Here is a 16,179-nt window from a genome sequence, read left to right on the forward strand (position 1 = left end):
ATGGAGGAAGAAATGAGGAAAAATAGCAAGATACATCCATCACCCTTGTATATTCTATCACCTGGGCAGATGATGGTTGCAGGCTTTGGTTTTTTGATTTTATTGGGCACTGTACTTTTGGCCAGCCCCATATCATCAGCCAATGGAACTAGTACAAGTTTTATTGATGCCATGTTTACAGCGACATCCGCAGTATGCGTAACAGGTTTGGTAGTTGTGGATACGAGCATCCATTGGTCTATATTTGGTAAGGTGGTAATTATATTATTAATCCAGGTTGGAGGCCTGGGTTTTATGACCTTGGGTACACTAGTGGCCCTAATTTTCGGGAAAAAAATCAATTTGAGACAAAGAATATTGATAAAAGAAGCCTTGAATCAGGACGAATTATCAAGTAGTGTCAAATTGATTAAAAAAGTTTTGAAATATACCCTACTTATAGAGGGGCTAGGAGCTTTATTATTGTCTTTTGCCTTTATACCACAATTCGGTCTTTTAAAGGGGGTAGGTTATTCGATATTTACATCAATATCTTCCTTTTGTAACGCGGGTTTTGACCTGATGGGAAGAGTGTCAGGAGAATACTCATCTATAGTGAGTTACTACAACAGGCCACTGATAGTATTTACTATTTCTGCCCTGATAATTCTCGGTGGTATTGGTTTTCCTGTCATAATTAATGTTGTAAACAAGAGAAATTTTAAAAAGCTGAACCTAAATTCAAAACTGGTTTTAGTGACTACTGCCATATTAATAGCAGGTGGTTTTTTGATGATATTTTTAGGAGAAATGGGCCATGCCTTGCATGGTATGAGTTTATGGGAAAAGTTCCAGGTGGCATTTTTCCAATCGGTTACTACTAGAACAGCTGGTTATGCTACAATAGACTTGACCCAGTTTAGAGAATCGACTTTATTTGTAATGATGATACTGATGTTTATAGGAGCGTCGCCAGCATCTACTGGTGGTGGTATAAAGACAACTACAGCAGCAATCTTATTTATAGCAGTAAAGTCATTTATAAAAAATGAAAATGAAATAACAGTCCAACACAAGAGAATAAATGTGTTTACCTTTAGGAAGGCCTTGGGAATATTTATTATTGCTATTACAATAGCTGTCTTGGGTGTCTATCTTTTGAGTATAACCCAAGACCCTAAGCATTTTGACATATTATCTTATTCCTTTGAAGTTTCTTCAGCCCTGGCTACAGTAGGTTTGTCCCTGGCAGGTAGCTACCATTTAAACGGTGTTGGTAAGGTGATAATAATGGTCCTGATGTTTACCGGTAGGGTAGGGTCATTGACTATATTTACAGCCTTTATAAGCGAAAACAAGAGAAAGAGGGTAAGGTACCCTGAAGCTAAGGTATTAGTTGGCTAGGAGGATATGAGATGAAGCAGTTTATAGTAATAGGTGGGGGGAGGTTTGGAGAAGCAACAGCCAAGACCCTAACAGAATCAGGCCAAGAAGTAATGGTAGTAGATATGGATGAAGATGTAATTCAACAAATATCTGATAAGGTAGAAAATACCGCCATACTTAATGTTACAGATGAGCAGGCTATGAAAAGCATCGGTTTAAACAACTTTGATGTGGCTATAGTTGCAATTGGTGGAGACCTGAGGGCTTCAATTATGGCTACCCTAATAGCCAAGGAAGCTGGTGTACCCCTGGTTATCAGTAGGGCCAAGGATAGTCTACAGGCAGATGTATTAAAAAGGATAGGTGCTGATAGGGTTGTCTTTCCGGAGTCTGATATGGGGGTAAAGATAGCCAAGGCCTTGACCTTTGACAATGTTGTGGATTTCATGCAGTTGGATGATACACATTCAGTATTTGAGGTTACAGTTCCAAAGTCATGGGTAGGAAGCAACCTGATTGACTTGATGGTAAGAGACAAGTACAATATCAATGTTGTTGGTATCAAGAGGGGAGATACTTTCCAGGTTCCCCCTAGTCCTAGTCAGAACTTTGAGGACGGAGATATCATAGTAATAGCCGGTCAGACTAAGGTAATAGAAGAGATTGCCCTTTTGATCAGCGGTGATTCGTATATAAAGAGATAGGAAGTTTGGTATGGCTTATATAAAGAGTAAGGATAATGAAAAATTTAAAACCATTAAATCTTTGCTAGCCTCTAAAAAGAGGTATAAGGAGAAAAAGTATTTAGCCGAGGGACTTAGGACGGTTGAGTTGGCCCTTGAACATGGGGCAGATATCGACATGGTAATTTTAAGGGAGGGGTCTGAATTTGACCTGGACCTAAAAGACCTTAGGGTTCATACCCTATCAAAAGACCTTTACGACCAGGTTAGCGATACAGAAAATTCCCAGGGGATAATGGTAGTTGTCAAGATGAGGGACCTGTCCAAGGAAGACTTTGACCCAAGCAGGCACAGGAAGGTCCTAGTCCTAGATAGGCTTCAAGATCCAGGTAATGTTGGGACTATCATCAGGACTGCTGATGCCATGGGTTTTGACCTAATCTGTATGGCCAAGGGTTGTGTTGATGTCTACAATCCCAAGGTTGTCAGGTCGGCCATGGGGTCCGGTTTTTATATGGACATACTCCTGGAAAGTCAGGAGGTTATACTATCCATCTTAAAAGGGGCAGGTCTACAAATAGTGTCAAGCTCCCTGGATACAGACAATTACTATGATGAGGTTACTTATGCAGACGGATGTGCCCTTGTCCTTGGTAATGAGGCTAATGGGATAAATGACTTTTGGATAGAAAATTCCGACCTCCTAGTCAAGATCCCTATGTATGGTAAGGCAGAATCATTTAATGTAGCCATATCGGCAGCCCTATTGATGAGTAAAGTGATAAAGAGGAAGAATAAATAGTGTATATTATATATTATTATAGCTGTTTTTTGGTTGATACCAGGAGACAGCTAATTTTTTTGTATTTTTAATATGGGGGTCACCAGTATTTTTATAGGTATATAGACCCTATATACAGACATAATGGATTTTTAAATAAAACGATAAAATAAGAGGAGGATAAATATTGAAAAATAAGTCTTGCCTAATTAATCATGAAGCATTATAATATACTATATAGAAATGGTATATCATATTAATCAATAATATGACGCAATATTTAAGGGTAAGTATGTTATGAGGTAGGTGATTATTATCCAACTGAATGAGAGGCAATTGAAGATTATTGCTATAGTAAAGGAAAATGAACCTATTACAGGAGAAAAAATTGCAGAAAAGCTAAGGGTAACTAGGGCAACACTTAGGTCTGACCTGGTTGTCTTGACTATGACAGGTATCCTGGATGCCCGTCCTAAGGTCGGTTATTTTTATGTGGGTGAGGGAAACTTCTCTAATGAAAACTCATCTATGAAAAATACAAAGGTATCATCAGTTATGGGAGTGCCACTGACTGCTAGACAAAGTGATTCTGTATATGATGTAATAGTGAATATTTTTTTGGAAGACTCTGGAGGAGTTTTCATACTGGATGAGGACGACTACTTATGTGGAGTGGTATCCAGGAAGGACTTGTTGAAGGCCACTGTTGGGGGTTCAGATGTCAATAAATTACCTGTTGGTATGATAATGACCAGGATGCCTAATATAGCAACTGTTGAGGAAGATGAGTCAATCAATTTGGCAGCTGCCAAGTTGATGAAGAGAGAGGTTGACAGCTTACCTGTTGTCAGGTATGAAGACAATGACAAACAAAAAATAAAAGTTGTGGGTAAAATATCAAAGACTATAATAAATAGACTATTTGTCGAGTTAACTGAATAGGTTGATAGGTAGTTTATGGGAGGTAATATGGAAAATAATTTGACGATATTTATTGTATCGGATTCACTGGGAGAGACTGCCAGATCTATAGCCAAGGCATGTATATACCAGTTTCCAAACTATGAAAATTGGGATACTAAGAGATTTTCTTATATAAATAACAAGGACTTGTTAAATGAAGTTTTTGAAGAAGCGAAGGGCAAGAGGGTCCTGGTTATGTACAGTTTGGTTAACCCTGAACTTGCTGACTATGCGAAGGCTTATTGTGAAAGAGAAAATATAGAGTATATGGACCTTTTAAGTCATATATTGAGGAAGATGAAGAGGATTTCAGGTGTAGAGCCATTGGGAGAACCGGGTATCATCAGAAAGATGGACAAGTCCTACTTCAATAGGGTAGAGGCCATAGAATTTGCTGTTAAATACGATGATGGTAAGGATCCGAGAGGTCTACTAAAGGCAGATGTAGTCTTGGTTGGTATATCCAGAACATCAAAGACTCCACTAAGTATGTATCTAGCCAACAAGCACCTAAAGGTGGCAAACGTTCCTTTAGTTCCGGAAGTACCTATTCCCAAGGAATTAGCTGAAGTGGAAACTAAGAGGATAATTGGTCTGACTAATTCACCTGAAAAGCTGAACAGCATAAGGGTTGAAAGGTTGAAGTCTATGGGCTTGTCTGGTACTGCCAACTATGCCAAGCTTGAGAGGATACTTGAAGAGTTAGACTACTCAGAGAAGGTTATGAAAAATTTAAAGTGTCCAGTAATAAATGTGGCAAATAAGGCCATAGAGGAGACAGCCGGCATAATTTTAGATTTGTTAAAAGAAAATGGTGTAGCCGTTTTAAAGGATTACGAAATATAAATATTAGGAGGAAAAGATGAGTAAGAAGTTTGTTTACAGTTTTGATGAAGGTAATAAGGAAATGAGAGGCTTGCTAGGTGGTAAGGGTGCCAATCTAGCAGAAATGACTAATATAGGTCTTCCTGTTCCACAGGGATTCACTATAACTACAGAAGCATGTAATGACTACTATGACAATGACCACAAGATTGTTCAGGAAGTTCTAGATCAGATCGATGAAAAGTTAAAGCAACTAGAAAAAGAACAGGGCAAGACTCTAGGATGTGAAACAAATCCACTACTTGTATCTGTTAGATCAGGTGCTGTTTTCTCAATGCCAGGTATGATGGACACTATCCTAAACCTAGGTCTAAATGACACAAGTGTAAAGGGGCTAGTAGCTGCTACAAATAACGAAAGATTCTCATATGACTCATATAGAAGATTTATACAGATGTTCTCAGACGTTGCTATGGAGGTTCCTAAGTACAAGTTTGAAAACGTTCTTGACAAGGTAAAGGAAGAAAGAGGATACGGCTCTGACCTTGACCTTACAACTGAAGACCTAAAGTTAATAGTTGAAGAATTCAAGAAGATCTACAAGGCTGAAATCGGTGAAGACTTCCCTCAGGATCCAAAGAAGCAGTTGATGCTGGCTATAGAGGCAGTATTCAGATCTTGGAACAACCCAAGAGCTATAGTATACAGAAAGTTAAATGATATCCCAGGTAACCTTGGTACAGCCGTAAACATCCAGTCAATGGTATTCGGTAACATGGGTATGACATCTGGTACAGGTGTTGCCTTTACAAGAAACCCTTCTACTGGTGAAAACAAGCTATTCGGTGAATACCTGATAAATGCCCAGGGTGAAGACGTTGTTGCTGGTATCAGAACTCCTCAGAATATAGATACACTAAAGGAAGATATGCCAGAAATGTACAATCAGTTTGTAGAAATAACTCATACTCTTGAAGCCCACTATAAGGACATGCAGGATATAGAGTTCACTATAGAAAATGGTAAGTTATACATACTACAGACTAGAAATGGTAAGAGAACAGCTAAGGCTGCTATAAATGTAGTAGTTGACCTAGTAAATGACGGTGTAATCGACAAGGAAGAAGCTGTTATGAGAATAGAACCTAACCAGTTAGACCAGTTATTGCACCCAACATTCGACACAAAGGCTCTAAAGGATGCTAAGCAGTTGGCTAAGGGTCTTCCAGCATCTCCAGGTGCTGCTGTTGGTAAAGTATACTTCTACGCAGAAGATGCTGTAAAGCAGGTTAAGGCAGGAGAAAAAGTCCTTCTAGTTAGACAGGAAACATCTCCAGAGGATATAGAAGGTATGGTAAGTGCAGAGGGTATCCTTACTGCTAGAGGTGGTATGACTTCACATGCTGCGGTTGTTGCTAGAGGTATGGGTAAGTGCTGTGTAGCTGGTTGTGGTGAATTAAGAGTCGATGAAGCAGCTAGAGAAATCAGGGTAGGCGACCTTGTAATCAAGGAAGGCGAATATATGTCAATAGATGGTTCTTCAGGTTGTGTATATCTAGGCCAGATACCTATGACAAGTGTTGAAGTTGGTGGAAACTTCGGTGTATTAATGACTTGGGTTGATGAAATCAGAGACATGATGGTTAGAACAAATGCAGATAATCCAAGAGATGCTAAGAAGGCAATAGAATTTGGTGCTGAAGGTATCGGTCTTTGTAGAACTGAGCACATGTTCTTTGAAGAAGACAGGATACCAGCAGTTAGAAAGATGATACTTGCTGATAATGTAGAAGACAGGGTAAAGGCCCTAGATAGTCTACTACCATTCCAGAGAGAAGACTTCCACGGTATATTCAAGGCTATGGAAGGAAGACCTTGTAATGTTAGACTTCTTGACCCACCACTACATGAATTCCTACCTCATGAAGATGGAGCTATAGCTGAATTGGCTGGTCAGATGGGAATCCAAGCTAGTGAACTAAAGAAGAGGGTTATGGACCTTGACGAATTTAACCCAATGCTAGGACACAGAGGTTGTAGACTGGCTGTTACATATCCAGAAATATGTGAAATGCAGGCTAGGGCTATAGCACAGGGTGCTATACTAGCTATGAAGGAAGGTATAGATGTTAAGCCAGAAATAATGGTTCCACTAATAGGTACTGTAAACGAATTAAAGATGTTAAGACCAATTATAGAAGAAACTGTTGACGCTGAATTGGAAAAGGCTGGTATGAAGCTTGACTACACAGTAGGTACAATGATAGAAATACCAAGAGCTTGTGTGACTGCTGATGAAATAGCAGAAGTAGCTGACTTCTTCTCATTCGGTACAAACGACCTTACTCAGATGGGATTCGGTTACTCAAGAGACGATGCTGGTAAGTTCCTAGGTGAATACGTTGAAAAGGGCGTACTAGAAAAGGATCCATTCCAGGTACTAGACCAGAGAGGTATTGGTAAGCTTGTAGAAATGGCAGTTAAGCTTGGTAGACAGACTAAGCCAGAACTTAAGTTAGGTATCTGTGGAGAGCACGGTGGTGAACCATCATCTGTTGAATTCTGCTACAACCAGGGTCTAAACTACGTATCTTGCTCACCATTTAGAGTACCAATTGCTAGACTTGCAGCAGCTCAGGCAACTGTAAAGAAGAGAAAAGGTGACGGACACAGGGATAAATAAGTAAATAGGTAAGAGTAGATAGATAAGATACAATTATTGATAATAACTACTTTCTAAAATTTTTAGAAAACCCACTCGAAATCGAGTGGGTTTTTGCCTTTAAATATTAATATTGATTCTAGAATTAAAACTAAGGATACATACTGATATCCTATAATTTACTTAGGGCAGCCTCATCAGCTATTATAACCACATCCTTGTGTAGCTGCAAGATAGAGGCAGGAACCTCAGGTGTAATAGGTCCATTGATTGTCTTTGCCATGGCATCTGCCTTGTCCTCACCACAAGCAATTAAAAGTATTTTCTTGGCCTTCATAATGCTTCCAATACCCATGCTATAGGCCTGGTGGGGCACATCTTCTTCAGAGGCAAAAAATCTTTTGTTGGCATCTATTGTACTCTGCGTAAGGTCTGTACAGTGGGTATCTTTTATAAAGGCAGGACCCGGTTCGTTAAAACCTATATGTCCGTTGCGTCCTATACCCAACAGTTGAAGGTCTATACCTCCATATGATTCAATAATTTTTTCATAGTCGCCACAAGCCTTGTCAGAATCCATCTCTAGCCCATCAGGTACAAAGGTAGCCTTCTTGTCGATATTTACGTGATCAAATAGGTTGTTGTTCATAAAGTAACGGTAACTTTGATTGTTTGTTGGTTCAAGACCCTTGTATTCGTCAAGGTTTATACTAGTAATCCTTGAAAAATCGATATAACCCTTCTTGTAAAGTTCAATTAAATTTTGATAAGTTCCCACAGGAGAAGATCCTGTAGCCAATCCTAGGACTGAGTCAGGCTTGATTATAATCTGTGAAGCTATAATACTGGCAGCCTTTTTACTCATTTCTTCATAGCTTTTAACCTTGTAAATCATCATAGTAAAAATCCTCCTAAAGAATAATATTTTTCCTTCTTCTCTTGAAAAAAATTGCTATTTCATAACTAAAAAGATGTTTTATATATATTTTATTTCAAGAGAACCACATATTTATAACTATCTTTAATTTTATCAAGAAAATCCATCAAATATAAGGGGGAAAATTAATTTTTTTAAAAAAATTTTCATGTGTATTTTCTTGAAAAAAAGGTTATAATAGAGTTAACTTATATAGGAGAAAGGAGATTCTTATGGATTACAAAAAATTATATAACGAATGGACGACATCTTCTTATTTCGATGAGGATACTAAAAGGGAATTATTGGCAATAAAGGGCGATGAAAAGGAAATTGAAGACAGGTTTTATTGTGACCTTGAGTTTGGTACAGCAGGACTTAGGGGAGTTGTAGAGGCTGGTAGGAACAGGATGAATATATATACTGTTAGAAGGACTTCATACGGCTTGGCCAACTATTTCTTGAAAAATGAAGAAGGGGCTGCTGAAAGAGGTATAGTTATAGCCCACGACAACAGGAATATGTCTAGAGAATTCTGTATAGAGGCTGCCAGGACTATAGCTGCTGCAGGCATGAAGGTATACTACTTTGATGACCTTAGGACTACTCCTATGTTGTCATATTCAGTAAGAAAGTTAAACTGTATTGGTGGTATAGTTATTACGGCCAGCCACAATCCACCAAAGTATAACGGCTACAAGGTCTACGGAGATAATGGAGCCCAGATAATGCCTCATGTGGCTGACAAGGTCTTGGCAGAAATAGAAGCTATCAAGGACTTTTCTACAATACCAGCCTTCAGCAAGGAAGATGAGGCTAGGATGACCTTATTGGACCCATCAATGGACGACAACTTTATTGATGCAGTGGAGGTCAATGTAATTAGGAAAGACATTATAGAAAAATACGCAGGAGAATTCAAGGTGGTATACTCACCACTTTGTGGTACTGGTAGGGTACCAGTTCTTAGGGTCTTAAAGGATAGTGGCTTTAAGAATGTCCTAGTTGTGCCGGAAGAAGAAATGCCAGATCCAAACTTTGCCGGTATAAAGACTCCTAACCCAGAAGAAAGTGTTGCCCTTACAAGGGGAATAGAACTTTTGAAGAAGGAAGATGCTGATATCTTGATAGCAAACGATCCAGACTGTGACAGGGTTGGTGTTGCTGTGAAGAATTCTGCTGGTGAAGTTGTCCTATTGACAGGTAACCAGATAGGTGGACTACTTGCAGAATACACAATATCAGGATTGAAGGAAAAGGGCAGGTTGGCAGACAATGCCTGCATAATCAAGACTGTGGTAACATCAGAGTTTGGTGCAGACATAGCCAAGTCAATGGGAGTTGACGTTGTAAGTATTTTGACAGGCTTCAAGTTCCTGGGCGACAAGATGACTCAGTACGAAAAAGACCATTCTCAGACATTTGTAATGGGTTACGAAGAAAGTTACGGCTACCTTATAGGTGACCAGTGTAGGGACAAGGACGGGGTAGTAGCTACCCTAATGATATCTGAGATGGCCCTATACTACAGGAGCAAGGGTAAGACCCTATATGAAGGTCTAATGGACCTATATGCAAAGTACGGATACTACAGGGAAAAGACTACTTCTATCTACCTTGAAGGCATAGAGGGTAGTGGCAAGATAAAGAGAATAATGGAACACTTCAGAACTACTAAGATGGATAAGGTAGACGGAGTTAAGGTGGCAGAGGTTCTTGACTTTGGTGCAGGTGTAGAAGGCTTTCCTAAGTCAGATGTGCTTAAGTATATTCTAGAGGATGGGTCTTGGATAGCCCTAAGGCCATCAGGAACTGAACCAAAGATAAAGGTATACATTGGAACACATGATAATGAAGACCAGGTTGCACTTAAGAAATTAGATGGAATTAATGACTACTTCTTGGCCATTGTTGATTCAGTAAACTAGACAAATAAAGCCATTCCATGATATAATTATTAGGATAAATATATTAATTACAATTATGGAGGATATAAAATGGTAACAGCTAGTGATTTTAGAAAAGGTGTAACGTTTGAAAAAGATGGTCAGCCATGTCTAGTAGTTGACTTCCAGCACGTTAAGCCAGGCAAGGGTGCTGCGTTCGTTAGAACTAAGTATAAAAATTTAATAACAGGAGCAATCAGAGAAGAAGCCTTCAACCCAAGTGATAAGTTCCCTAAGGCCAATATAGAAACTAAGCAGATGCAGTATCTATACAATGATGGTGAGCTATACTACTTCATGGATGAAGAAACTTTTGACCAGATTCCTTTGAATTATGAACAGGTAGAAGACGCTATCAAGTTCTTAAAGGAAAATGAAGTTGCTACTATTAGGTTTTACCAGGGAGCTCCATTCCAGGTTGAAGGTCCTAACTTTGTTGACCTTGAGATTATTGATACAGAACCAGGAATCAAGGGAGACACAGCAAGTAATGTTACAAAGGCTGCTACAGTAGAAACTGGTGCAGTTATTCAGGTACCATTATTTATAAATGTTGGAGACAAGGTAAAGATAGACACAAGAACAAGTGAATATTTGTCAAGAGTAAACTAATTTAGTGCTATAGGATGCCTGTTTGAAAAAACAGGTATTCTATAGCTATATTTTTTATAAGGAGGGGTGAGCATGGCATCAATAAGCGATGTAATCAGAGAAAGTATCAGGGCCTTTGAAGAAAAGATAGGCTATGAATTTAAGAACAAGACCTATATACAGACAGCCTTGACACATTCTTCTTTTGCCAACGAGCACAAGGAATTTAACTACAATGAAAGACTGGAATTTCTTGGAGACTCAGTTTTGGGCCTGGTGGTGAGTGACTACCTGTTTAGGGCTAGAAATGACCTGCCAGAAGGTAAGTTAACAAGGTTAAGGGCGAATGTAGTTTGTGAAGAATCTCTTAGTGCAGTGGCTAGGAAAATAAACCTGGGAGACCACCTGTTTTTAGGTAAGGGAGAAAAAACTTCAGGAGGTAGTGACAGGGACTCAATCCTAGCAGATGCTACAGAGGCAGTGATAGCTGCTATATACCTGGATGGTGGATTTGACCAGGCAAAGGACTTTATACTATCAAACCTAAGAGATACAATAGCCAAAAATATTGATGGAAATATCTTCAGAGACTATAAGACGATTCTACAGGAAATAATACAGGGCAATAACGGTAAGATTTCATACAAGCTAGTAGGAGAAAGTGGACCAGACCACAACAAGGAATTTGAAATGCAGGTCAAGTGTGGTCAGGATACAATCGGTATAGGCAAGGGCAAGAACAAGAAGGAAGCAGAAAAGGAAGCTGCTAGAGATGCCCTGGTCAAGATGGGGGAACTATAGAATGAGGGGGAAAAAGATAATACCCATATTTGTACCCCACCAGGGATGTCCCCATGACTGCATATTCTGCAATCAAAAAAAGATAACAGGTATATCAACAGATATGACGGGTGACAAGGCCAGGGGCATTATAGAGGACTGCCTGGCTACAATAAGGCCGGATGTAGATCTAGAAATAGCCTTTTTTGGAGGGAGTTTTACAGCTATAGACAAGGACAAGCAGGTGGAACTCTTGAGTGTGGCCAAGGAATACAAGGACAGGGGCCTAGTTAAGGATATAAGGATGTCCACCAGACCAGACTGTATAGACAGGGAGGGCCTGGACCTGGTAAAGTCCTATGGGGCCACAATTATAGAACTAGGTGTTCAGTCTATGGATGAAGAGGTCCTGGTAGAAAGCCTAAGAGGTCATAATAGCAAGATAGTATATGAAAGTGGGTCCCTAATCAAGGAGGCTGGACTTAGGCTAGGACTTCAACAGATGATAGGTCTTCCAGGTGATACGGAGGAAAAATGTATTAGGACAGCCAGGGAATTTGCCAAGATAGGATCAGACTTTGTCAGGATATATCCAACCCTTATTATAAAGGAGACAGGCCTAGAACAAAGCTACAAGGATGGCTACTATAGGCCCTTTAGCCTTGATGAGTGCGTAGATATAGTGAAAAAATTGATGGTCATTTATAATGTCAATGATATAGGAGTGATAAGGGTAGGCCTACAGGCAACTGATGATATCCAGTTGGGAATTGATGTAGTAGATGGACCCTACCACCCTGCCTTTAGGGAATTGGTAAAGTCTAGGATGATAAGAGACTATTTAGATAGTATAATTGACGGAGATTTTAAGGACCTTGTAGTCTATTCGGATAATAAGAACATATCCACAATAGTAGGCGATAATAGGTCTAACAGGATATATATAAATGAAAAATACAAGGCTAGGTTTAAGACGGGACTCAAGGAGGGCCTACTTGATGGAATTATTGTAGAGATAGATTCCGAGATAGTCTCAGAAATCAGCTTTGGAGAGATGTATAAGTTTTTAGGTAAAAGGTATGGTTTATACTAGTCGGAGGTAAGAGTGTATTTAAAAAAGTTAGAATTAAAGGGATTTAAATCTTTCCCAACAAAAACAGACATATACTTTGACAAGGGTGTAACTGCAGTGGTAGGACCAAATGGTAGTGGTAAGAGTAATATTTCTGATGCCATCAGGTGGGTTCTAGGAGAACAAAGTGTCAAGAGTTTGAGGGGAGAGAAGATGGAAGATGTTATCTTCCTGGGAACTGACTCTAAAAACCAAATGAACTATTGTGAGGTAGCCATTACCCTGGATAATTCCCAGGCTGAAATTGACATAGATTCTGATGAACTAGTCATAAAGAGAAGGGTCTACAGGAATGGTGAGTCAGAATTTTATATAAACAACAAGACATGTAGGTTAAAGGATGTAAGAGAAACCTTGCTGGATACAGGTATAGGTAAAGACGGCTACTCCATAATTGAGCAGGGTAAGGTTGAAGAAATACTTAGTAATAATCCGGCCAACAGAAGAAAGATCTTTGACGAGGCCTGTGGTATATCCAAGTTTAGGTACAAAAAAAATGAGGCCGAAAGAAATCTAAAGAAGTCCAGTGATAATTTGGCAAGGATAGAAGATATATTTTACGAGATAGAAAACCAGGTCAAGCCACTAGAGCGTCAGGCTAAGAAGGCTGAAAAATACTTGGAAGTAAGTCAGGAACTAAAGAAGCTAGAGTTAAATGACTTTATCAAGCAGACTAGTCAGATGGACGACCTGATAAGGGATATGTCAGACAAGTTGGCTGGACTTGAAAAGGAATTAGACTTGACTGAGTCAGAAAGGACCAGTATAGAGGGACAAATAGAAGACCTGGATGCCAGCCTGAATGAGTGTGATGCCCTACTAGAAGAGTTAAATTCCAACCTGGTTGATATAAACTCTGACCTGGCAGGCAAGAAGTATGAGATAGAAATTTCCCAGGAAAAGATAAACAGCCAGTTGAGGGAAATCTCAAGAAAAGAAAATGAAATATCAGGCCTTCAAGCCTCTATCAAGGTTGACAAGCTAGAGCTGGACAAGGCCAGTAAGAAGGTTGACCAGACTTCTTATGATATAGAAGAGGCCCAAAAAGAAATAGACAAGGCCTACCATGACAAGAGGAAGGCAGAACTTGAACTTGAAGCTATAAGTGAGGATATGGAGTCCAACAAGGCCCTATCTTTGGATATACTGGAAAAGAAACAAGAACTTTCTGCAAGTTTTGCTACTAGCCAGGCAAACCTGGATAACCTAAGGTCAAGCAAGATAAGTCTAGAAGAAAAAATCATCTCTCAGAAAGAGGAAATAAAAGAACTTGAAGACTACCTAAGAAATAAAAATTCAGGTGCAGGTGACCTCCTGACTAAGATGCAAGCCCTGGACAAGGACCTTGACCAGGCTAGGACTAAGTTAGAAAACCTGGAAAAGAATATAGACCAGTTAACCAAAAATGATAGGAATCTTAATATGGACCTAGGTCGTATCAAGGCTAGGAGAAATACCTATATAGATATGGAAAACCACCATGAAGGCTTTAACAAGGGTGTAAGAGAAATCTTAAAGAACAAGTCTCTTGATGGTATATGTGGAGCCTTGGGTGAATTGATTAGGGTACCTGCCAAGTATGAAAAGGCCATAGAAGCCAGTCTAGGTGCTGCCATACAAAATGTGGTAGTTGAAGACGAAGGGGTAGCAAAGAAGTCGATTGACTACCTAAAGAGGTCTAACCTAGGTAGGGTTACCTTCCTGCCTAAGACTACCATGAGGTCAAACAAGCTTGCCCTTGCAACCAATACTGGTATAAGGCCACTGGGCTTGTGTAGTGACCTAGTAGACTTTGATGAGGCCTACAGGAAGGTAGTAGAAAGCCTATTGGGCAGGGTTATCCTTATAGACAATATGACTGATGCCATAGCCTATGCAAAAGAAACAGGCCATAGGTTTAAGCTGGTAACATTAGATGGAGATATACTTAACCCTGGAGGTTCTATGACTGGTGGTAGTCTTAAGACCAGTGGTAATATCCTGTCTAGAAAGAGACTTATAAGCGAGCTAGGTCAGGAAATAGAGTCTATAGAAGGCCATATAAGCCAGTGTAAGTCAGAATTTGACCTATTAGGCTTAGAAAAAGCCAAGTTAGGTGGCCAGGTTGCAAAAATTAGAGAAGAAAAGGAAGCCCTATCTAAGGAAATAATATCTGCTAATACAGAAATTAAGCTGGCAGAGGCCAAGCTAAGAGATAGGAAGGCAGACCTTGATACTAGCAAGGAAGAAATTGCCAGGATAGACGTGCAGGTAGAAAAGAACCAGGCTGACTTTGACCAGTGTAAGGACCAGCTAGAAGATTTAGACAGGGAAGGCCAGGGCAATATGGACCATATTCAGGCCCTAAACGACAGTCTAAATGAGGCTAAGGAAAAGCATGATATCTGCCTTAAGCTATTCAATGACAAGAACCTAGACCTGGTTAGGGCTAAGCAGGTATTTGAAAACAACATAGCAGAGGTTGAGAGAATAGAAAATGGCATGAAAAAGTCCCAGGAAAATCTGGCAAGCCTACTTGAGTCGATAAAGGAAAATAATAATGAGATTAACGACTACGACCTATTGATAGAAACCTATACAGGTCAGATAGATAGTCTTAACAAGACTAAGGAAGACTTTTCAGGGAGGATTCTGGATAAGAAGGCTGATAGGGATGATATAAGATTGTCTTTAGATGAGGCCAAGGCTGAACTAAGGTCAAGAGAGAGGGACTTTAATGAACTAAGGGAAGACAAGTACAAGCTAGAATCTAAGTTGGATAGGTCAGTAACAAGTAGGGACAACCTCCAGGCAAATATATTTGAAAGATATAGTCTGGACTACCAGGAAGCCCTAGAATATAGGGATGAAAATCTTGTAATTGACTATAAAGTCATGGAGGCTCTGAGAAAGAAGATTAAGTCCATAGGCAATGTCAACCTGGATGCCATAGAAGAGTATGCAGAAGTCAAGGAAAGGTACGAATACTATTCAGAGCAAAAGCAGGACCTAGAAGAATCGATAGTTTCTCTAAATGCCCTAATAGCAGACCTAGTGGCAAGTATGGAAAGTGAATTCCTTGCTAACTTTGATATTATAAACAGGAACTTTGTAGAGGTATACAAAAAGTTATTTGGTGGTGGAAGTGCCAACCTAAGGATTACAGATATGGATGATGTCCTATCATGTGATATAGAGATAACAGCCCAGCCTCCAGGCAAGAAGATGAAAAATCTTTCCTTGCTATCTGGTGGTGAAAAGGCCCTTACAGCTATATCCATCCTATTTGCTATCCTGATATCGAAGCCAACACCTTTCTGTATACTAGACGAGATTGAGGCCCCACTAGACGATGTAAATGTCTATAGGTTTGGTGATTTCCTGAAAGAACTAAGTCAGGATACCCAGTTTATAGCAGTCACTCACAGGAGGGGAACTATGGAAGTTGCAGACTTTATATACGGTGTAACTATGCAGGAAAAGGGAATTTCATCAATAATAGGTATCAAGCTAAAAGAGGCCCAGGAAATGGTGGAAAATTCCTAGATAGATATAT

General features: G+C 39.6%; 12 protein-coding genes. 11 read left to right on the top strand and 1 reads right to left on the bottom strand.

From position 1 onward, the window contains the following. Positions 1 to 12: 12 nt before the first annotated feature. The 6 genes from HMPREF0634_RS06610 (at position 13) to ppdK (ending at position 7,300) form a co-directional block, all read left to right on the top strand. Complete coding sequence (locus HMPREF0634_RS06610) at positions 13 to 1,383, top strand: TrkH family potassium uptake protein (RefSeq protein WP_007789972.1); 1,371 nt, start codon at positions 13 to 15, stop codon at positions 1,381 to 1,383. A gap of 11 nt (positions 1,384 to 1,394) precedes the next feature. After that, a complete protein-coding gene (locus tag HMPREF0634_RS06615) occupies positions 1,395 to 2,069 on the top strand; it encodes a potassium channel family protein (protein ID WP_007790164.1) in 675 nt (224 codons plus the stop codon). 10 nt (positions 2,070 to 2,079) lie between these two features. Next, complete coding sequence (locus HMPREF0634_RS06620; RefSeq protein ID WP_007790179.1) at positions 2,080 to 2,850, top strand: TrmH family RNA methyltransferase; 771 nt, start codon at positions 2,080 to 2,082, stop codon at positions 2,848 to 2,850. Positions 2,851 to 3,135: 285 nt separating this feature from the next. Next, positions 3,136 to 3,771, top strand: a complete 636-nt coding sequence (locus HMPREF0634_RS06625; protein ID WP_007790001.1) for a helix-turn-helix transcriptional regulator — start codon at positions 3,136 to 3,138, stop codon at positions 3,769 to 3,771. Between the two features lie 27 nt (positions 3,772 to 3,798). Further along, positions 3,799 to 4,638 (top strand): pyruvate, water dikinase regulatory protein, encoded by an 840-nt coding sequence (locus HMPREF0634_RS06630; RefSeq protein ID WP_007790181.1) that lies wholly within the window; start codon positions 3,799 to 3,801, stop codon positions 4,636 to 4,638. 16 nt (positions 4,639 to 4,654) lie between these two features. Next, the gene (ppdK, locus tag HMPREF0634_RS06635; protein ID WP_007790076.1) at positions 4,655 to 7,300 is read left to right on the top strand and encodes a pyruvate, phosphate dikinase; all 2,646 of its coding nucleotides are present in this window, start codon (positions 4,655 to 4,657) and stop codon (positions 7,298 to 7,300) included. A gap of 151 nt (positions 7,301 to 7,451) precedes the next feature. Here ppdK and nagB read toward each other — a convergent pair whose 3' ends face one another. Continuing rightward, positions 7,452 to 8,177, bottom strand: coding sequence for a glucosamine-6-phosphate deaminase (gene nagB / locus HMPREF0634_RS06640; protein ID WP_007790178.1), 726 nt, complete (start codon positions 8,175 to 8,177; stop codon positions 7,452 to 7,454). A 251-nt stretch (positions 8,178 to 8,428) separates the two neighbouring features. Here nagB and HMPREF0634_RS06645 point away from each other — a divergent pair, with 251 nt between their 5' ends. The 5 genes from HMPREF0634_RS06645 to smc all read left to right on the top strand — a co-directional run bounded on the left by HMPREF0634_RS06645 (position 8,429) and on the right by smc (position 16,169). Beyond that, on the top strand, positions 8,429 to 10,123 hold the full coding sequence (locus HMPREF0634_RS06645) for a phospho-sugar mutase (RefSeq protein WP_007790025.1): 1,695 nt from the start codon (positions 8,429 to 8,431) through the stop codon (positions 10,121 to 10,123). 69 nt (positions 10,124 to 10,192) lie between these two features. Continuing rightward, complete coding sequence (gene efp / locus HMPREF0634_RS06650) at positions 10,193 to 10,753, top strand: elongation factor P (RefSeq protein WP_007789987.1); 561 nt, start codon at positions 10,193 to 10,195, stop codon at positions 10,751 to 10,753. A gap of 72 nt (positions 10,754 to 10,825) precedes the next feature. After that, complete coding sequence (rnc, locus tag HMPREF0634_RS06655; protein ID WP_007790157.1) at positions 10,826 to 11,533, top strand: ribonuclease III; 708 nt, start codon at positions 10,826 to 10,828, stop codon at positions 11,531 to 11,533. Position 11,534: 1 nt separating this feature from the next. Then, positions 11,535 to 12,605 (top strand): elongator complex protein 3, encoded by a 1,071-nt coding sequence (locus HMPREF0634_RS06660; RefSeq protein ID WP_007790111.1) that lies wholly within the window; start codon positions 11,535 to 11,537, stop codon positions 12,603 to 12,605. Positions 12,606 to 12,617: 12 nt separating this feature from the next. Next, positions 12,618 to 16,169, top strand: coding sequence for a chromosome segregation protein SMC (gene smc, locus HMPREF0634_RS06665; protein WP_007790011.1), 3,552 nt, complete (start codon positions 12,618 to 12,620; stop codon positions 16,167 to 16,169). Positions 16,170 to 16,179 lie beyond the last annotated feature (10 nt).

Origin of the sequence: Peptostreptococcus stomatis DSM 17678 (assembly GCF_000147675.1) — a bacterium.
GTDB lineage: Bacteria > Bacillota > Clostridia > Peptostreptococcales > Peptostreptococcaceae > Peptostreptococcus > Peptostreptococcus stomatis.